Source organism: Butyrivibrio hungatei (assembly GCF_001858005.1).
In the GTDB taxonomy this organism is placed as follows: Bacteria; Bacillota; Clostridia; order Lachnospirales; family Lachnospiraceae; genus Butyrivibrio; species Butyrivibrio hungatei.
The window spans coordinates 1673672-1693462 of record NZ_CP017831.1 but is presented as its reverse complement, the minus strand read 5'-3'; the positions used below and the strand labels follow the sequence as shown (position 1 = coordinate 1693462).

Annotated in this window: 14 protein-coding genes and 1 pseudogene; 12 read left to right on the top strand and 3 right to left on the bottom strand. The window is 38.6% G+C overall.

Annotated features, from left to right (window positions below; genetic code table 11):
- Positions 1–197: 197 nt before the first annotated feature.
- The 3 genes and pseudogenes from bhn_RS16100 to bhn_RS07930 all read right to left on the bottom strand — a co-directional run bounded on the left by bhn_RS16100 (position 198) and on the right by bhn_RS07930 (position 3930).
- Positions 198–2046 (bottom strand): annotated as a pseudogene (locus bhn_RS16100) (extracellular solute-binding protein).
- Positions 2046–2819 carry an ABC transporter permease gene (locus bhn_RS07935; protein ID WP_071177475.1) on the bottom strand — a complete coding sequence of 258 codons (774 nt, stop codon included), beginning with the start codon at positions 2817–2819 and terminating at the stop codon, positions 2046–2048. Before bhn_RS07935 ends, bhn_RS16100 begins: the two are co-directional and overlap by 1 nt.
- Positions 2820–2856: 37 nt before the next feature.
- Complete coding sequence (locus bhn_RS07930) at positions 2857–3930, bottom strand: ABC transporter ATP-binding protein (RefSeq protein ID WP_071176189.1); 1074 nt, start codon at positions 3928–3930, stop codon at positions 2857–2859.
- Positions 3931–4147: 217 nt separating this feature from the next.
- On the opposite strand from bhn_RS07930, the gene bhn_RS07925 reads away from it, so the two are divergent.
- From bhn_RS07925 to bhn_RS07870, 12 genes are all read left to right on the top strand, one after another.
- Positions 4148–5212, top strand: a complete 1065-nt coding sequence (locus tag bhn_RS07925; protein ID WP_071176188.1) for a lactonase family protein — start codon at positions 4148–4150, stop codon at positions 5210–5212.
- Positions 5213–5313: 101 nt separating this feature from the next.
- Complete coding sequence (aroC, locus tag bhn_RS07920; protein WP_071176187.1) at positions 5314–6423, top strand: chorismate synthase; 1110 nt, start codon at positions 5314–5316, stop codon at positions 6421–6423.
- Positions 6424–6507: 84 nt separating this feature from the next.
- Positions 6508–7623, top strand: a complete 1116-nt coding sequence (locus tag bhn_RS07915) for a M15 family metallopeptidase (protein WP_071176186.1) — start codon at positions 6508–6510, stop codon at positions 7621–7623.
- Positions 7602–8816: a tRNA guanosine(34) transglycosylase Tgt gene (gene tgt / locus bhn_RS07910; RefSeq protein WP_071176185.1), complete on the top strand. Its 1215-nt coding sequence runs from the start codon at positions 7602–7604 to the stop codon at positions 8814–8816. Before bhn_RS07915 ends, tgt begins: the two co-directional genes overlap by 22 nt.
- Before the next feature lie 76 nt (positions 8817–8892).
- A complete protein-coding gene (gene yajC, locus bhn_RS07905; RefSeq protein WP_071176184.1) occupies positions 8893–9255 on the top strand; it encodes a preprotein translocase subunit YajC in 363 nt (120 codons plus the stop codon).
- Between the two features lie 75 nt (positions 9256–9330).
- Complete coding sequence (leuB, locus tag bhn_RS07900; RefSeq protein ID WP_071176183.1) at positions 9331–10434, top strand: 3-isopropylmalate dehydrogenase; 1104 nt, start codon at positions 9331–9333, stop codon at positions 10432–10434.
- On the top strand, positions 10409–12103 hold the full coding sequence (locus bhn_RS07895; protein ID WP_071176182.1) for a glycosyltransferase family 39 protein: 1695 nt from the start codon (positions 10409–10411) through the stop codon (positions 12101–12103). Before leuB ends, bhn_RS07895 begins: the two co-directional genes overlap by 26 nt.
- An 18-nt stretch (positions 12104–12121) precedes the next feature.
- Entirely contained in the window at positions 12122–13798 is a 1677-nt protein-coding gene (gene ilvD / locus bhn_RS07890; protein WP_071177474.1) for a dihydroxy-acid dehydratase, read from the top strand.
- Between the two features lie 36 nt (positions 13799–13834).
- Positions 13835–15523 (top strand): biosynthetic-type acetolactate synthase large subunit, encoded by a 1689-nt coding sequence (gene ilvB, locus bhn_RS07885; RefSeq protein WP_071176181.1) that lies wholly within the window; start codon positions 13835–13837, stop codon positions 15521–15523.
- A gap of 25 nt (positions 15524–15548) precedes the next feature.
- Positions 15549–17063, top strand: a complete 1515-nt coding sequence (locus bhn_RS07880; protein ID WP_071176180.1) for a L,D-transpeptidase — start codon at positions 15549–15551, stop codon at positions 17061–17063.
- Between the two features lie 409 nt (positions 17064–17472).
- A complete protein-coding gene (gene serC / locus bhn_RS07875) occupies positions 17473–18555 on the top strand; it encodes a 3-phosphoserine/phosphohydroxythreonine transaminase (RefSeq protein ID WP_071176179.1) in 1083 nt (360 codons plus the stop codon).
- Positions 18555–19724 carry a phosphoglycerate dehydrogenase gene (locus bhn_RS07870; RefSeq protein WP_071176178.1) on the top strand — a complete coding sequence of 390 codons (1170 nt, stop codon included), beginning with the start codon at positions 18555–18557 and terminating at the stop codon, positions 19722–19724. Before serC ends, bhn_RS07870 begins: the two co-directional genes overlap by 1 nt.
- The last annotated feature ends 67 nt before the right edge of the window (positions 19725–19791 follow it).

Here is a 19791-nt window from a genome sequence, read left to right as displayed (position 1 = left end):
CTGAGCGATTTATTTTTTTCAGCTGATACATAACATGAAAATAACCCTGCAAAGATTTATGTTTTGAATAACATGAAATAAATCTTTGCAGGGTTTTTGAATGTTTAATGTATCCTGAAAAAAATACCAAGCGAAGGAATCGGTCCTATACAGCAAAGCGTCCGGTACCACAACCTTCCGGGTGGCCACTCCACAAATCAGTAATCGGCTGATTTAACCTCCATCCAGGCGTCGTTGTAGAGTCGGTCACCGTCCTGACCAAGGTACTGATAGGATTCTGACGGGAATTCTGATAGGTCAGGAAACGCTACTTTAGAGTTTTTGATGTCTTCATCCTCAATGTTTTCCTGGGCAATTGTATTTGGAGTAGAGTAGGTGATGTACTCAAAGTTTTGAAGAGCTATATCACCACGGCACATAAAGTCTATCCATTTTTCTGCATTTTCTTTATTTTTTGATCCCTTTGTAATAACCCAGGAATCAATCCAAACATTGGTTCCTTCCTTGGGTACTACATATACGAGGTCATCATTTTCTCTGGCTGTGTAGATAGCTTCACCAGAATAGATAACTCCTAGTGCAGCTTCGCCGCCGATCATCTTATCACGGACCTGATCAACAACATATGCCTGAACAAGGGGCTTTTGAGCTATAAGGTCTTTTGTTGCAACTGCAATTTCATCAGGATTTTTGGTGTTTTGTGAGTAGCCATTTTTAAGGAGAGCTACCATATACGCATCTCTAACTGAATCTTGCATGAGGATCTGACCTGAATACTTAGGATTCCAAAGAATATCCCAGCTATCAACGGTTTCATCTACCATTGTCTTGTTGTAAAGAATTCCTACAGTTCCCCAGCAATATGGAACAGAGTATTTGTTTTCAGGGTCAAAAGATCTTGAGGATTCATAGTATTGAGCACCAATGTTCTTGCTGTTTGGAATATGATCAAAGTTAAGTTCCTGAATAAGATCATTTTCTATAAGCTTTTGTATCATGTAGTCTGAAGGGCAGATGACATCATAGGCTGAATCATCCTGAGCAAGCTTGGCATACATGATCTCATTGGTTTCAAACATATCGTAGACAACATCGATTCCGGTTTCTTCTTCGAATTTATCTATTACTTCATCGTCAATATATTCGCCCCAGTTATATACGTATAGTTTTGCTTTTTTATTAGTTGCCTTATCATTTTCAGTACATCCACATATGCAAAAGCATACGAGTAGCAGACAAAGAATTATTGAAAGAGGTTTATTTTTCATTAGCTTTTTCCTTTGTTTTTGAAGAAGGTACTCTATAAACGATCATAAGAAGTGTCAATACTACAACAAATATGATGGCTGACAGAGCGTATATTTCAGGCTGTATGCCTCTTTTAACCTCGTTATAGATGAGTGTTGAAAGAGTTTCAAAACCTGATCCCTTGGTAAAGTAAGTGATAATGAAGTCATCAAGGGACATAGTAAAGGCCATAAGTGCACCAGATACAATTCCAGGAACAAGGTCAGGCAAAATGGTCTTAGTAAATGCGTAAACAGGAGAAGCACCAAGGTCTAGTGCTGCTTCATAAACGTAGAAGTTCATGTTCTTTATTCTTGGCATGATACTTAGCATTACAAATGGAATGTTGAAGGTAATATGTGCCAAAAGAATAGTAGTGAAGCCGGTTCCGATATGAAGAAATCGAAAAAGGAGCATCAAAGAGATACCTGTTACGATATCAGCATTAATCATTGGGATATTTGTTATGCCCATGATAAAAGAGCGCAGCTTTGTATTAAGGCCTATCATAGCAATACTAGTAACAGTACCGATTATTGTTGAAAAAATAGTAGCTAGTATTGCTATAGTAAGTGTATTTATAAGTGCTCCAGCTACAGCCTCATCTGATAAGAGGTTTATATACCAGTTAAGTGTAAATCCGCCCCATTTAGCTCTTGATTTACTAGAGTTAAATGAAAGTACTATAAGTGTAATGATTGGAGCGTACATAAATATCAAAAGAAGGGCAAGATAAAGCTTTTTTAATACATTCTTCATCAGGCATTACCTCCTTTATCAAATATTGTCTCGATTATCATGTTAAGGATGATAAATACCATAAGCACTATCGATAAGCCACTTCCAAGGTGCCAGTCATAGAGCTGGGTGAATTCCTGCTCGATGATGTTACCGATAAGCAGTATCTTGGAGCCTCCAAGCATGGTAGAAATAGCGAAAGTCGTAAGGGCTGGAATGAATACCATTGTGATTCCGCTAAGGATACCTGGAAGAGACAGCGGAAGAGTGATCTTAAGGAAAGTCTGAAGAGTATTTGCTCCAAGGTCTCTTGCTGCATTGATTACGTTTTCATCGATCTTATTTAGTGAATTGTATATTGGCAGGATCATAAATGGTAAAAAGTTATAGACCATACCAAGAACAATGGCAGCACCTGTATTTATCACATTTATAGTAGGAAGGTGAAAGAACTCAAGTACTGTGTTGATAACACCTTTTCCCTCTAAAAGAGTCATCCATGTAAGAGTTCTTAAGAGGAAGTTCATCCACATAGGGAGGATGAACAAAGTAACTATATAAGTGTTTTTTGATAGCTTCATGGATGAAAGTATCATTCCAAGCGGGTATGCCAAAATGAAGCAAACAAAAGTGCTGATAACAGCAAGCCTAAGGGACCTTATAAGAGCTTTAAGGTATCCTGGCTTAGCAATGGTTGTGATATTTTCTAATGTAAAAGAGCCGCTATCGTTTGTAAGTCCATAGTAGAAGACCATTCCAAGAGGTACTAAGATGAAGATCAGTGCCCAGGCCATGTATGGAGCAGACAAAAGTCCGGCTGAACTATTGGATTTAAACAGTTTCACTGATAGCCTCCTCGTCCTCAGAAACAGGAACATTCATGATCTGAATATTAAATGGATCTACCTTTATGCCAACCTTTGTTCCAACAGCGGAGAGCTTGGTTGAATGAACTAAAAGTTCTCTGCCACAGGTTTCAACGTCCATCTCATAGTGAACACCCTTAAATGTAAGGTCAGTAACTACACCTGTTAATGTGCCATCTTCTGGAGCTACAAGTTCAATATCCTCAGGTCTGATAACAACATCTACAGGTTTATTGTTTCCAAAGCCCTTATCTACACATGCAAACTTGGCTCCAAGAATTTCTACAAGCTCATCCCTTATCATGGTAGAGCGGATAATGTTGCTATCACCGATAAAATCTGCAACAAAGGCATTCTCAGGCTCATTATAGATGGTCTCTGGAGATCCTTCCTGCTGAATGTAGCCCTGATTCATGACTACAATATGATCAGACATAGTAAGAGCTTCTTCCTGATCATGTGTTACATAGATAAATGTAATACCAAGCTCTTCCTTAAGCCTTTTAAGCTCATACTGCATGTCCTGACGCATTTTAAGGTCAAGAGCACCAAGTGGTTCATCAAGTAAAAGAACCTTTGGCTCATTTACGATAGCTCTGGCAATAGCGATCCTTTGCTGCTGGCCACCTGATAAAGATTCGGGACTTCTGTTTTCGTAGCCCTCGAGATTAACAAGCTTAAGTGCATATTTGATCTTATCCTTAATGTAGTTATCAGACTTATTCTTTATCTTAAGTCCAAAGGCGATATTTTCAGCAACGCTCATATGTGTGAAAAGAGCATACTTCTGGAATACAGTATTAAGCTGCCTTTTATTTGGAGCAAGATCCGTAATATCCTGTCCATCAAAAATAACCTGACCTTTGTCAGGCTTTTCAAAACCGCCAATGATCCTGAGGGTAGTAGTTTTACCACATCCACTAGGACCTAGCAGTGTTACAAACGAATTTTCATATATAGACAGATTTAAATCATCTAAAATTGTAGTCCCATCATAGGCTTTACAAATATTCTTAAGTGTTATCAGATCTTTGCCCATTTTTAACTCCTATTAATATGTAGAATTTAACAATCCCTTTAATTGTAAATGACAAAAAACTACTGTCAATTATTTTTTCCAAAACTTACCCTTTAATTTACGAAACTTCTTTTTATTTAGAAAGTGAAGGTGGAAGTTTTCCAGATATATTTAAAGTTTGCATTTATTGTGATAAAATGAGAAAAAATAGTAGTAATTTCTAGGAGGCATGCGTTAGATGGCTGGAAAAGACAAGTATGTAGCCTATGTGTCTAGCTACACTTCAGGACTTGGCACTAAATATGGCATTAGAATTTATGATGTAGATCTCAAGAATGGCAGACTTACTGAGAAACAGAAGGTTGAGATCACTAACTCATCATATATTAATATTTCTCATGATAATAAGACATTGTATTCTATTACAGATGCCGGAGTGGAGGCTTATCACATTCTTCCTGATGGAAGCCTGGAATTTCTTAATGAAGCGTCTATAAATGGTATGCGTGGCTGCTATGTAAACATGGATCAGCAGGACAATTATCTTTTCACTGCTGGATATCATGATGGCAAGATCACAATCCTTAAGCTCAATAAAGACGGTAGCATCGGTGAGATAACTGATGAGAGATACCATAAGGGACTTGGAACTGCTGCAGGACGTAATCACGTTCCACATGTTCAGTGTATTAAGGTATCTAAGGATAATAAATATCTTTTGGCTGCTGACCTTGGTATGGATAGAATCAATGTTTATTCACTTGATTTCGAGACAGGTAAGATCAAGGATGCAGATGTTATCCATTGTGACCAGGAGTCTTCACCTAGACATATGCAGTTCTCAAAGGATGGCAGATTCCTCTATGTTTGCCTTGAGCAGAAGTGTGCAGTAGAAGTTTATGAGTATACTGAGAAAAATGGTGATCCTGAATTTAATAAGATCCAGTCAGTATCTACTTCAGAAGAAGCTGATTCAATCGGTGTTGCAAGCAGCGCACTTAATTTCTCACAGGACTACAAGTATCTTGTTAGTTCAACAGCTGGCGAGAACAACGTATTAGTATTTAAAGTTGATAGTGAGACTGGACTTATCACTCAGAAGATCCAGCTTCCTGTTGCTGGTGAGTATCCTAAGGATGCAGCTCTTTTCCCAGACAACAAGCACCTTGTTTCTCTTAATCATGAGTCAGATTCTCTTACATTCTTCACAGTTGATATGGATAAGGGAACAATGGTCATGAATGGACCTGAGCTTAATGTCACAAGACCAAACTGCATTATCTTCCATAAACTTGATGATTGATCTTAAAAAATGTGGCTTAATGCCACATTTTTTTTGTCTAAGTATTCACTTTTTTTCATTAACGTGCGAAAATTAGGAGAATAAGACTTGGAGGAGAAACTATGTCAGGCTCTACATTTGGAAAAAACATAAAGATAACAACCTGGGGAGAATCCCATGGAGAAGCACTTGGAGTAGTCATAGATGGCTTTCCTGCAGGTATGGAATTGTGCGGTGAGGATATTCAGAAATTTCTGGATAGAAGAAAACCTGGTACATCTAGTGCCACAACATCCAGAAAAGAGGATGATAAGGTAGAAATCTTGTCTGGTGTATTTGAAGGTAAGACTACTGGTACACCAATATCTCTTTTGGTAAGAAATACAAATCAGCACTCAGGAGATTATAGTGATATTGCGTCTTATTACAGACCGGGACATGCTGATTACACTTTTGATGAGAAGTACGGCTTTAGAGATTACAGAGGTGGTGGACGATCATCTGGCAGAGAGACAATCGGAAGAGTTGCTGCCGGAGCTATCTGCATGAAGCTTTTATCTGAGATGGGCGTTGATGTTATGGCTTATACCAAGTCTATTGGTCCTATAGAAGCTGATATGGCTAAATTTGAAAGAAATAGCATTTACGAATCACCTTCAGCTATGCCTGATAGAGAGGCTGATAAAAAAGCTATGGACTATATCATGAAATGCAGAGAGGAGCAGGATTCTGTCGGCGGCGTTATTGAATGCAGAATTAATGGCGTACCAGCTGGAATTGGCGATCCTGTTTTTGATAAGCTTGATGCTGCTTTGAGTCTGGCTGTAATGAGTGTTGGAGCAGTCAAGGCTATTGAGATCGGTGATGGCGTTTTGGTTTCAGGACGCAAGGGCTCTGAAAATAATGATTCTTTTGCTATAGATGACAGTACAGGAAAAGTCGTAAAAAAGACAAATCATGCCGGGGGAATCCTTGGCGGGATCTCAGATGGAAGCGAGATCGTATTAAGAGCTCATGTTAAACCAACCCCTAGTATCGCAAGAAGTCAGAGTACTGTTAATAAAGACAATGAGAATATTGAAATCAATATTCATGGCCGTCATGACCCTGTTGTAGTTCCAAGGGCTGTAGTAGTGGTGGAAGCAATGTGTGCCATTACAGTTCTCGACCAGATGATATCTAATATGTCATCAAGATCGGATTACATAAAACAGTTTTATTTGCAAAAATAGTGAAAATACTGTGAAAAAGTTATATAATATATATTGTGATTTTGTAGTTTTAGGCTAAATATCGAGAAAATGAGGGGTTTCGATATGAATGCTAGTAGTTTACAGCTTAAACTGTCTTATAAAGAGAAGATAGTTAACAGAGTTCAGAAATTTAATAGAAAACATAAGGCTTTGTCTTTTCTAGGCCTTGCTTATGCTGTTTGTGCCATCACAACATACAATGTGATGTTTTATTTCTACAGAAATATTAAGAGATTTACTTGTCTTGCTTGTATCTTGTTGTTCTTTGTTTCTAGTAGTAGTTTTTCATATCCAGCAATGTCATTAAATATCAGCTTTGATTCAGGATTATCTGCAGAAGAGTATTCTACTGATTCTGCAGATGTGGTCAGTGACGCTATTGATTATGAATCTGATGCTGAGCTTGCTGTTATCGGTGAAGTTGATCAGGCGCTTATTGTTGAAGCTATGGAAAGTGATAACCCTGATGTAACTGAGGCGGAGCATATGAATCCAGATAGTCAGGTATCATTATCTGAGATTCTTGCTACAACAGCTGAAGATGATACAAAGATAGATGAGAATCAGGAGGTTCCTCTAGCTGCATCTATGGTTGCAACAACCTTTAGCAGTGATGACTGGAAGATCATCCTGGTAAACAAGCATCATCCTATTCCTGATGACTATGAATTTCCTCTTGGAACTATTAGTGGAACCATGAGATGTGATGAGAGAATTATTACTCCGCTTCTTGATATGATGAGAGCAGCCAGTTCAGACGGTGTTAGTCTTATTATCTGTTCTCCTTATAGAGATATGGATAGACAGACAATGCTTTTTACCAACAAGGTTGGAAGATACATGAATGGTGGCATGTCATATATGGAGGCTTACAATTTGGCATCTCAGGCTGTTACGGTTCCTGGATCATCAGAGCATCAGATTGGACTTGCGATAGATATCATAAGCGATGGTTATTCTAGCCTTGATGAGGGCTTTGCTAATACTAGAGCTGGACAGTGGCTTGCAGCTAACAGCTATAAATATGGATTTATCTTAAGATATCCTGCAGGCAAGGAAGATATCACCAGTATTGAGTATGAGCCTTGGCACTTTAGGTATGTTGGGGTTGACGCAGCTACCGTTATGGCAGAAAATAATATCTGCCTGGAAGAGTTCTGGAGCACTTATGTAGAGTAACAGAGGATTTTTATGTACAAATTTTAAAAAAAGATGGAAATGCCAAAAGAGCAGAGTTTACTACAGTTCATGGCAAGATACAAACTCCTGTATTCATGAATGTAGCGACAGTTGCAGCAATCAAAGGTGGCGTTTCTACGGAAGACCTTGAGGGAATCGATACTCAGGTCGTTCTTTCTAATACTTATCATTTGCATTTGAGACCGGGAGACGACGTAGTCTATAAAATGGGCGGACTTCACAAGTTTATGTCTTGTAACAAACCTATTTTGACTGATTCGGGCGGATTTCAGGTCTTTTCTCTTGCCAAGACCAGACGTATCAAGGAAGAGGGAGTTTATTTCCATTCACATATTGACGGACACAAGCTGTTCATGGGCCCGGAAGAGAGTATGAGGATCCAGTCTCATCTTGGTTCTACCATTGCCATGGCTTTTGATGAGTGCCCATCTGCCAAGGCTGAGCATGAATATGTTCAGATGTCTGTAGATAGAACTACCAGATGGCTTGAGCGCTGCAAAAAAGAGATGGATAGACTTAATGGCCTTGAATATACGGTCAATAAGAATCAGATGCTTTTTGGAATCAATCAGGGAGCAATCTTTGATGATATCAGAATTGAGCATGCCAAGAGAATAAGTGAGCTTGATCTTGATGGCTACGCTGTTGGCGGACTTGCAGTTGGTGAAAGTCATGAGGAAATGTACCATGTATTGGAGACTACAGTTCCTTACCTTCCTGAGAATAAGCCAACATACCTTATGGGTGTAGGAACACCAGCTAATATTCTTGAAGCAGTTGAAAGAGGCGTTGATTTCTTTGACTGCGTATACCCTAGTAGAAATGGCAGACATGGTCATCTTTATACTAATAAGGGACACATCAATCTGTTAAACGCCAGATATGAGCTTGATGACAGCCCTATTGAAGAGGGATGCGGATGTCCTGCTTGCCGCAGGTATTCCAAGGCATATATCAGACATCTTCTTAAGTCAGGGGAGATGCTGGGACTTCGCCTTTGCGTTTTGCATAATCTATATTTCTATAATCACATGATGATAGAGATCAGAGATGCTATTGAAAAGGGCGAATATTCAGCTTATAAGAAGAGAAAACTTGATGGATTCTTGGAATATGACTCTATACCAGTAAATGACGGCTATAATATTGCTAGAAATTGGCGTAAAGGTTAATATTGCACCCTTGAATTTAGGGATTCTTTCTAGTATTATTGATTGGTATATACTACAAAAAGTTTTGGAGGATTATATGGGACTATTTTTAACTACTGAAGCTACAGGCTCCACATCAGCATTTATCACAACTTTGCTTGTTTATGCAGTATTTATGGTTGCTATTTACTTTTTGTTCATGCGTCCAAATAGAAAAGAGCAGAAACAGAAAGCTCAGGTTTTAGCAGCTCTTGCAGTTGGCGATAGCGTTCGTACAACTGGCGGTATGATCGGAACAGTTATCGATATCAACGATGATATGGTTATCGTTGAGTTTGGTAACAACAAGAACTGCCGTATTCCTATGATCAAAGAAGCAATCGTTGAAGTTGAGAAGCCTGAGGATGCTGTTGCAACTGCTAATGACAAGCAGGATGCAAAGGATTCTAAGAAGAAATAATTATGCTTTTTTAAGCCTGGTTAGGGTGCGCCTAACTAGGCTTATTGTTTATACGGCTAGATTAGGGAGGATGGTATGAAATTAAATATTGCTTGCATTGCCGGTGACGGAATTGGACCAGAGATCGTTAGAGAAGCTAAGAAGTGTCTCGATAAAGTCTGTAAGGAATTTGGACATGAGATTGAATATAAAGATATCTTAATGGGCGGATGTTCTATTGATGCTTACGGTGTACCTCTTACAGATGAAGCTATTAGTATTGCTAAGTCAGCAGATGCTGTTCTTATGGGATCTATTGGTGGTAATACAAGCACATCTCCTTGGTACAAGCTTGAACCATCACTTCGCCCTGAGGCTGGTCTTTTAAAGCTTCGTAAGGAACTTAATCTTTTTGCTAATCTCAGACCTGCCTATTTATATCCGGAACTTAAGGATTCATGCCCTTTAAGAGAAGAGGCTGCAAATAAAGGCTTTGATATGCTTATTATGCGCGAACTTACTGGTGGATTATATTTTGGAGATAGATACACCAAGGATATAGATGGTGAAATGGTTGCCACTGATACTTTGACTTATAAAGAGAGTGAGATCAGAAGGATTGCCATAAAAGCATTTGAAATCGCAAGAAAGCGCAGAAAATCTGTTATCAGCGTTGATAAAGCTAATGTGCTTGATTCTTCAAGGCTTTGGAGAAAGGTTGTAGAAGAGGTACATAAGAATTATGAAGATGTGACATTAGAGCACATGCTGGTAGATAACTGTGCTATGCAGCTGGTAAAAGAGCCATCTCAGTTTGATGTGGTTCTTACAGAGAATATGTTTGGAGATATTCTTTCTGACGAAGCTAGCATGATCACTGGATCAATAGGAATGCTTTCTAGTGCGTCACTTAATGATACTAAATTTGGACTTTATGAGCCTAGCCATGGTAGTGCTCCTGATATTGCAGGAAAAGACATTGCTAATCCTATTGCAACAGTTCTTTCAGCTGCTATGATGCTTAGATATTCATTTGACCTTGATAAAGAAGCTACTGCAATAGAAGATGCGGTAAAAACTGTTTTAAAGGATGGCTATAGAACAATTGATCTAATGCCATCAGAAGAAAAAGAAAAATTGACTTTGGCTTCATGCCACGAAATGGGAGATCTGCTTGTTAAACGAATCGTTTGTAAGTAAAAGTGAAAAGAAAATATATGACCTTCTTCCACATGAACCGGAGACCATGGCTACAACGCTATTTATCTTTGGTATGGCTATCTATTACATTTGGAGGATGTTTGCCATAACACCTCAGTATGATGAGCTTTATACCTATTACACTTTTATTAGCAAAGGTCCTGTTTATGGGGCTATTCACTGGCCACTTCCTAATAACCATGTCGGTTATTCTGTATTATCTGGTTTTTTGGATCTGCTTGGAAATTCATATATTGGTCTTAGAGGAGTGTCATATCTGTGTGCTGTATCTAATCTGATACTTGTATATAGGATATGCAAGATGTTTTACTCACACGGACTTCCTTTTGCAGCTGTTCTTTTATATTCTGGAATGCAGGTAATAAATGAGTACAGCGTTCAGGGAAGAGGATACACTCTTGCAACAACATGTTTTCTTTTATCTGTCTATACACTGACCAAAATCTGTAAAAATGGCAGTAAGGGAAGATTTCATTACGTCTCCCTTGCTTCATTTATGGTACTGGGGCTTTATACTGTGCCTAGTAGTGTATATTGGGTTGTGCCTGTTGGACTTTCTGGCGTCATATATCTTTTGATAAATGCGTACAAAAGCAGAGGCTTGTACATTGATTTTAAGGATAACATCTATTACAAGAAGCTAAGCAGTCTAGTAATGGCTGGAATTGGAGCAGCCTTTGTGACCTTTATCCTTTACGGAGTTATCTGGCTAGCTATTGGATCTAATCTTTTGGTTAAGACTGAAGGATCAATGTTCTTTGGCTGGTCACATGTGCTTGTACTGGTACGTGCACCTATGTCTGCTATGCGGACAGGTATCAACTATATGCTTTCACAGCCTTATATCCAGAGTCTTGCAAAAGATGTTTTCTGGAGCAGGTACTTTGGATGGATTTGGAGCCTTTTGGCTTACATGATCCCGGGCATTGAAAATGTCATTACCATATTTATCTTTGCCGGTATTGCATGCATGATATATGAGTGCATCAGACATTTTGATTATAGTAGAACAGTGATAAATATTATTGCTGTTGTGAATTTTGCATTTGTGTTCATTATCTTGATTTTACAGCACAAACTGCCATACCTTAGAGTTTTTAGTTACATGTGCTTCCTTGTAACTATATGTGTATGCAGTGCACTTGAAAGACTCATCAATGTATCTATAAGGCTTTATAACAAGGAAAAAAGCGGAAACGTTGATGAAATAACTTTATCCAGGGAGACAGAAAGGGTACAAAGACATGATGCCTGGTATTCAGGAATTGGCGTTTACATTCCGGTTCTTGCTATCTTGATCGTATTCCTTTTCAGATTCTTTAGTCCTAACTTTAGTTGTCAGCTTGGAGAAAGAGAAAACGATGTTTTTAACACGCTTTATATAGCAGATGTTAGAAAAAGAGAGATTCCTGCAGTTCTTGATTGTGAACAGCAATATCTACTTAAGTTTGGATGGGATATTGATTGCCAAAAGACCGATGTGTTTGACGCAGACATGGTTATTTTGGATAAAGATATGTTTACTCCGAATTATAGTGGGGAAGATTTTTGGAAGTTCTATCAGACCTATGAGACTATTGATTGGGACTACCTAAAGACAATGCACGTGATCTATGAAAATGACAATTTTGTGTTATATGTGAAATAGGAGGAGATGAAAATGGCTATGAATAGTGACAGAGTAATGGAAGGCTTACAGCAGGCACCACACAGAAGCTTGTTTAATGCCTTGGGATTTACTGAAGAAGAGAGAAGAAAACCACTTATCGGTATTGTGAGTTCGTATAATGAGATAGTTCCTGGACACATGAATCTTGATAAGATCACAGAGGCTGTTAAGCTTGCCGTTGCAGAAGCTGGCGGAATGCCGGTTGTTGTTCCTGCTATTGCAGTATGTGATGGAATAGCCATGGGACATATTGGTATGAAGTATTCTCTTGTTACAAGAGATCTTATTGCTGATAGTACTGAGTGTCTTGCTAAGGCTCATGCATTTGATGGTATGGTCTGCATTCCAAACTGCGACAAGAATGTTCCAGGTCTTTTGATGGCTGCTGCCAGAGTCAATATTCCTACCGTTTTTGTATCTGGTGGTCCTATGATGGCTGGAAGAGTAGATGGTCACAAGACTTCTCTGTCATCTATGTTTGAAGCAGTTGGAGCTGTCTCAGCAGGTAAGATGACTAATGAAAAGCTTTGTGAATATGAAGAAAAGGCTTGCCCAACCTGTGGCTCATGTTCAGGTATGTACACAGCTAACTCTATGAACTGCCTTACAGAGACAATTGGTATGGGGCTTCCTGGAAATGGAACTATTCCAGCTGTTTATTCAGCACGTATCAGACTTGCCAAGAAGGCCGGCTATGCAGTCATGAACCTTGTTGAAAAGAACATCAGACCAAAGGATATCATGACAAAGGGCGCATTCATGAATGCTCTTGCAATGGATATGGCTCTTGGTTGTTCAACTAATACAATGCTTCATTTACCAGCTATCGCTCATGAGGCTGGAGTTGAGATCAATATGGAAATTGCTAATGAGGTGTCAAATAAGACTCCTAACCTTTGCCATCTTGCACCTGCAGGTCCAACATACATGGAAGATCTTAATGAGGCAGGCGGCGTACTTGCTGTTATGTCAGAGCTTGTTAAAAAGGACCTTCTTGATACATCTCTTTTAACAGTTACAGGTAAGACTATCAAAGAAAACCTTGAGGGAGTTAGAAACTTAAATCCTGAAGTAATAAGACCTATTGAAAATCCTTACATGCAGTCTGGCGGAATTGCTGTACTTAAGGGTAACATCGCTCCTGATACAGGTATTGTCAAGAAGTCGGCTGTTGTACCTGAGATGATGGTTCACGAAGGACCAGCTAGAGTATTTGATTGTGAGGAAGATGCTATCTCTGCTATACTTGGTGGCAAGATTGTAGCTGGCGACGTTGTTGTTATCAGATATGAAGGACCTAAGGGTGGACCTGGAATGAGAGAGATGCTTAATCCTACATCAGCTATTGCTGGAATGGGACTTGGCTCATCTGTTGCTCTTATTACTGACGGCAGATTCTCAGGAGCAAGCCGCGGTGCATCTATTGGACACGTTTCTCCAGAAGCAGCTGTAGGCGGACCAATCGCTCTTATTGAGGAAGGCGATATCATCAGCATTGATATTCCAAATAATTCTCTTAATGTTAAGGTTTCAGATGAAGAGCTTAAGGCTAGAAGAGAGAAATGGCAGCCAAGAGAACCAAAGGTTACAACAGGATATCTTGCTAGATACAGAGAGCTTGTAACAAGTGGTAACAGAGGAGCTGTTTTGGAGGTTCCTGGATCTTCCAAGTAATTTGAATACATATTATTTTCTGAGGAGTGTGAAAAAATGCAGTTAACAGGTGCACAGATCGTATTGGAATGCCTTAAGGAACAGAAAGTAGATACAGTTTTTGGTTACCCGGGCGGAACAATCTTAAATATCTATGATGAACTTTATAAACAACATGATGATTTCCTTCATATCAGGACGTCACATGAGCAGGGGGCAGCTCACGCAGCTGATGGCTACGCCCGATCAACTGGTAAGGTTGGTGTATGTATGGCTACAAGCGGCCCTGGTTCAACTAACCTTGTAACAGGTATTGCTACAGCTTACATGGATTCTGTTCCTATGGTAGCTATCACCTGTAATGTCAATCTTCCTCTTTTGGGAAAAGACTCTTTTCAGGAGGTAGATATTGCAGGTATTACAATGCCTATTACTAAGCATGGTTATATCGTAAAGGATGTAAAAGACCTTGCATCAACTATTAGAAAGGCCTTTAAGATCGCAAGAACCGGAAGACCTGGTCCTGTACTTGTAGATATCACAAAAGACGTTACAGCCAAGACCTGTGATTACAGAAAAGAGACAATAGCTGATGAAAAGCCTGAAAAGAAGTATACAAGCGACGATATAAATGCAGCTATAAAGATGATAAAGGCTTCAAAGAGACCTTTTATCTATGTTGGTGGTGGAGCAGTTATTTCTGGAGCTTCAGCAGAACTTAAGAAATTTGCTGAACTGGTTGATTCTCCAGTATGCGATACCTTGATGGGTAAAGGAGCTTTTGATGGTACTGACAAAAAGTACACTGGAATGATAGGTATGCATGGTACCAAAACTTCTAACTTTGGTGTAAGTGAGTGCGATCTTTTGATAACACTTGGTGCCAGATTCTCAGACAGAGTTACAGGAAACACAAAGACATTTGCTTCTAAAGCTAAGATCTTACAGATCGATATTGATGCAGCTGAGATCAATAAAAATGTCCGAGCCAACTTCTCAATCGTTGGCGACCTTAAAATGGTCCTTGCTGATATAAACAAAAAGCTTGAAAAGATAGATAAGCTTGATCATAGCGAGTGGCTTAAAAAGATCTATGAAAACAAGAAAAAATATCCGCTTTCATATGAGACAGATAAGCTTACATGCCCTTATATCATTGAAGAGCTTGATAAGCTTACAGATGGTAAAGCTATTATCTCTACTGATGTAGGTCAGCACCAGATGTGGGCTGCCCAGTATTATAAGTTTAGATATCCTAGAACGTTCCTTACTTCTGGCGGACTTGGTACTATGGGCTATGGACTTGGCGCATGTATAGGCGCCAAAGCTGGTAACAAAGACAAGCTTTGTGTTAATATAGCAGGTGATGGATGCTTTAGAATGAACATGAACGAACTGGCTACCGCATCCAAGTATAACCTTCCTATTATCGAGATCGTTATCAATAACAACGTTCTTGGAATGGTTAGACAGTGGCAGACATTGTTCTATGAACAGCATTATTCAGAAACAATCTTTGAAGATAAGGTAGATTACTGCAAGGTTGCCGAGGGACTTGGATGTATGGCAATCAAGGTTACCAAGAAATCAGAGGTTTCTGCTGCGCTTAAAAAGGCTATCAAGGCAAATTGCCCTGTAGTCATTGACTGTCATATTGAAGAAGATGACAAAGTATTTCCTATGGTTCCAGCTGGAGCTTCTATAAGTGAGGCATTTGATGCTGGCGACCTTAAGAATAAAAAATAAAAATTTATAATCTGTTGGGGGGATTATGAAAAGTATATTAAAGGGTGTATGTATTGGCCTTTTTATTGTGACAATTCTCACTGCGGGCATATACATACTTCTTGGTTTTTACTATATGGAAGGATTTCCATGTTTTACCTGGATAAATGGAGTTTATTGTACAGGCAAGAATGTGGAAGAGGTAAACAGAGAGCTGTGCCGCAAATATAAGTATGATGGAATTTCTGTCGTAGACAAAAATGGCACTAAGCTTTTTGTTTCTTCTGATGACGTAAATTACCAGGTAGACTTTACAGATTCCCTTAATGAATTTCTAGATAAAAAGAATCCTTTTGCATGGGGATACTATTTCTTTCATAATCCAGTAGCTAGCTTTGATCCGAAGGTAAGCCTTGATACATCGCTTCTTTCGGGCAAAATAGCTAACTGGGAAATCTTTATGCCTGATTCTGAGCTTGATGTAACATTGATAAGGTCAGATGATGGCTATATCTTAGAAAATGATCTTGAAGCTGTTCCACAGATGGAAGAGATAATTGAATCGGTGTATTTCTCTATGATGGAAAGAGAAGATGAAGTATACCTTTATGATATTGAAGGATGCTATAAATCTCATAGACTTAATGAAGAACAGCAAAAAGTATACGACCTTTACATGAAGGTTGATGCTCTTCAGAATTGTGGACTTAGCTATGATGTTGAAGGCGAGAACTTTGATGTTACAAAAGGAGTAGTTGCAGATTGGATCGTTACTGAAGATACTTATGAGGCTGCTGCATCAGAAAAAGCTTCTAAAAAGGAACCGGGAAAAGGTTTGTTTATCATAAATGGTGAAGAATGTTCTTTTCCTGAAGAAGTGACATTTGATAATGGAATAGCTCTTGATGAAAATGGAAATGTTATATTGAGTGAAAGTAAGATGTATTCTTACTTAAAGAGCATTTCTATGGATCATGGAACTGCCTATTATATGGATAAGTACAGAAATGGCGAGTCAAATATGATCTATGTTAAGGATAACAGTAAGGGCGATGGATTGTTATTTGAGATTCAGAGTGAATTTGATGATCTGATAAGCTCTTATCTTCATGGAAGTTTCTATGAAGACAGAACGGTGACTTTGGAACCTTCTGATTCTGTCATTGAATATGACGCAAGTGATCTTCTGGGAAAGACATATATAGAGATCAATATGGGAGAGCAGCATCTTTATTATTATGTCAATGGAGAGCTTTCAATGGATATGCCTATAGTTACCGGCAATGTTAATAGATCCAGAGGTACTCCTACAGGTATTTTTAATGTATACAACAAAAGATATCATACAAATCTTATTGGTGTTGATTATGTATCTTATGTAAATTACTGGCTCGGGGTCCATAAGGGGGTTGGTATCCATGATGCAACCTGGAGATCAAAGTTTGGTGATGAGATATATAAAAGAGACGGTTCTCACGGATGTATCAATTGTCCTTTAGATAGCGTCGAGAAATTGTGGGAAGTAGTAGAAGTTGGTACGCCGGTACTTCTTTATTATTAAAAAAATGAAGGGGTAGACTTATCGAAAATTGATTTACATAAATTAAAAAATGTAAAAAACTAGTAGCAGATCGTATTTGATCTGCTACTTTTTTTGAAAGAAAATTGAAGATAAATTATAAAAAATAAATCATTTTTTAAGAGAAAAATTGATGCTTTTTATTTTAAAATTGATTAAAATTAATCTGTGGTATTAAAAAATGTCCGCTAAATATCTGAATCAAACAAATCTTATACATGAATAAAAATATAAAATAACAAAGGTTATACAATTGCATTATTGACAAAAAATAAAATCATATTAAAATGATTTTAATGAGAAATATTTATCGGTTTAAACCGATAAAGTATATTCTTGATTTTTCGTCAAAACCAAGAATTAAAATTTAATTATATTGGAGGATTTAGAAGTGTCTAGAGTTTACAATTTTTCTGCTGGTCCTGCAGTTTTACCAGAAGAGGTATTAAAAAAAGCTGCTGCTGAAATGCTCGATTACAACGGATGTGGTATGTCTATCAATGAGATGAGCCACAGATCCAAGACTTTTGACAGTGTTATCCAGACTGCTGAGCAGGATATCAGAGATCTTATGAATATTCCTGATAACTACAAAGTCCTCTTTTTGCAGGGCGGTGCCAGCCAGCAGTTCGCTGCAGTTCCACTTAATCTTATGAAGAATGGTAAGGCTGCCTATATCATCACTGGCCAGTGGGCTAAGAAAGCTTATCAGGAAGCACAGAAGTATGGAGAAGCCATTGAGGTAGCTTCAAGTGCTGATAAGACATTCTCATATATCCCTGATTGTTCGGATCTTGATATTCCAGAAGATTCAGATTATGTATATATCTGCGAGAATAATACAATTTACGGAACAAAGTTTAAGACTTTGCCTAACACAAAGGGCCATATCTTGGTTTCTGATGTTTCATCCTGTTTCCTTTCAGAACCGGTAGACGTTACTAAGTACGGCGTTATCTATGGCGGTGTTCAGAAGAACGTCGGACCTGCAGGTCTTGTTATCAGTATCATCAGAGAAGATCTGATCACTGACGATGTACCTTCATATACACCTACAATGCTCAAATGGAAAACACAGGCTGATAACGGCTCTTTATATAACACACCAAACTGCTGGAGCATCTATATGTGCGGCTTAGTATTCAAGTGGCTTAAAGAACAAGGCGGCCTTGAAGAAATGAAGAAGAGAAATGAAGCTAAGGCCAAGGTTTTATATGATTATCTTGATCAGAGCAAGATGTTCAAGGGAACAGTAAGAAAAGAAGATCGTTCACTTATGAATGTTCCATTTGTTACAGACAGTGAGGAACTTAATGCTAAGTTTATTGCTGAAGCTACAAAGGCTGGTTTTGTATCACTTAAGGGACACAGAACAGTAGGCGGTATGAGAGCAAGTATCTACAATGCAATGCCAATCGAGGGCGTTCAGAAGCTTGTAGAATTCATGGATAAGTTTGAAAAGGAGAATGGCTGATGTACAAATATAAATGTTTGAATCCAATTGCAAAGATAGGTCTTAACAACTTTAATGATCTGTATGAAGCTGTTGACAACGTAGATGATGCTGATGGCATCCTGGTTAGAAGTGCAAACATGCTTGAAATGGAGTTTTCAGATAAACTCCTTGCTATTGCAAGAGCTGGTGCTGGTGTTAATAATATCCCTCTTGATAGATGCGCAGAGCAGGGAATTGCAGTTTTTAACACTCCAGGAGCAAATGCTAATGGCGTAAAAGAGATGGTGCTTGCAGCAATGCTTATTGCTTCTAGAGATATCATCGGCGGAACAGAATGGGTTAAAGCAAATGCTGGTGATCCGGATATCGCTAAGATCACTGAGAAGTCAAAAAAGAAATTCGCAGGTACTGAGATCTTTGGAAAGAAGCTTGGTATTATCGGACTTGGAGCTATAGGCGTTAGAGTTGCCAATGCTGCCAGACAGCTTGGTATGGAGGTTTATGGTTATGATCCATATCTTTCTATTGATGCTGCATGGAGATTGTCATCTGATGTTAAGCATGTCACAAACGTTGATGATATCTATTCTAAGTGCGACATTATTACTATTCATGTTCCTGCTTTGGATTCAACTAAGGGAATGATAAATGCAGACGCCATCGCTAAGATGAAAAAAGGTGTTATCATCATCAATCTTGCAAGAGATATTCTATGCAATGAAGTTGATATTCTTGCAGGTATCAATGCTGGTAAAATCCGCAAGTATGTCACTGATTTCCCAAATCCTACTATTGCTGGCCACGACGGATGTATTGTTATCCCTCATCTTGGTGCTTCTACTGAAGAATCAGAAGATAACTGTGCAGTAAAGGCTGTTCTGGAGCTCAAGGACTTCCTTGAAAACGGAAACATCAATAATTCTGTTAACTTCCCTAACTGTGATATGGGCGTTTGCCATAGCCCTAGAATTGCTATCTACCACAAGAATGTAGCTAACATGATCAGCCAGTTTACAACTGTTCTTGGTGAGAGCGGATACAATATCTCAGATATGACGAATAAATCTAGAGGAGACTATGCATATACTATCATTGACCTTGAGGATAAGGTTACAGATGCACTTGTAAAGAAAATTTCTAAGATCGACAATGTTATCAGGGTTCGCGTAGTTAGAAAAGACGTATAAATATAAGATTTATAGTATAATATCGGGTAGGAAACGTAGCTTTCCTACCTGATTTTTGATGTACAAG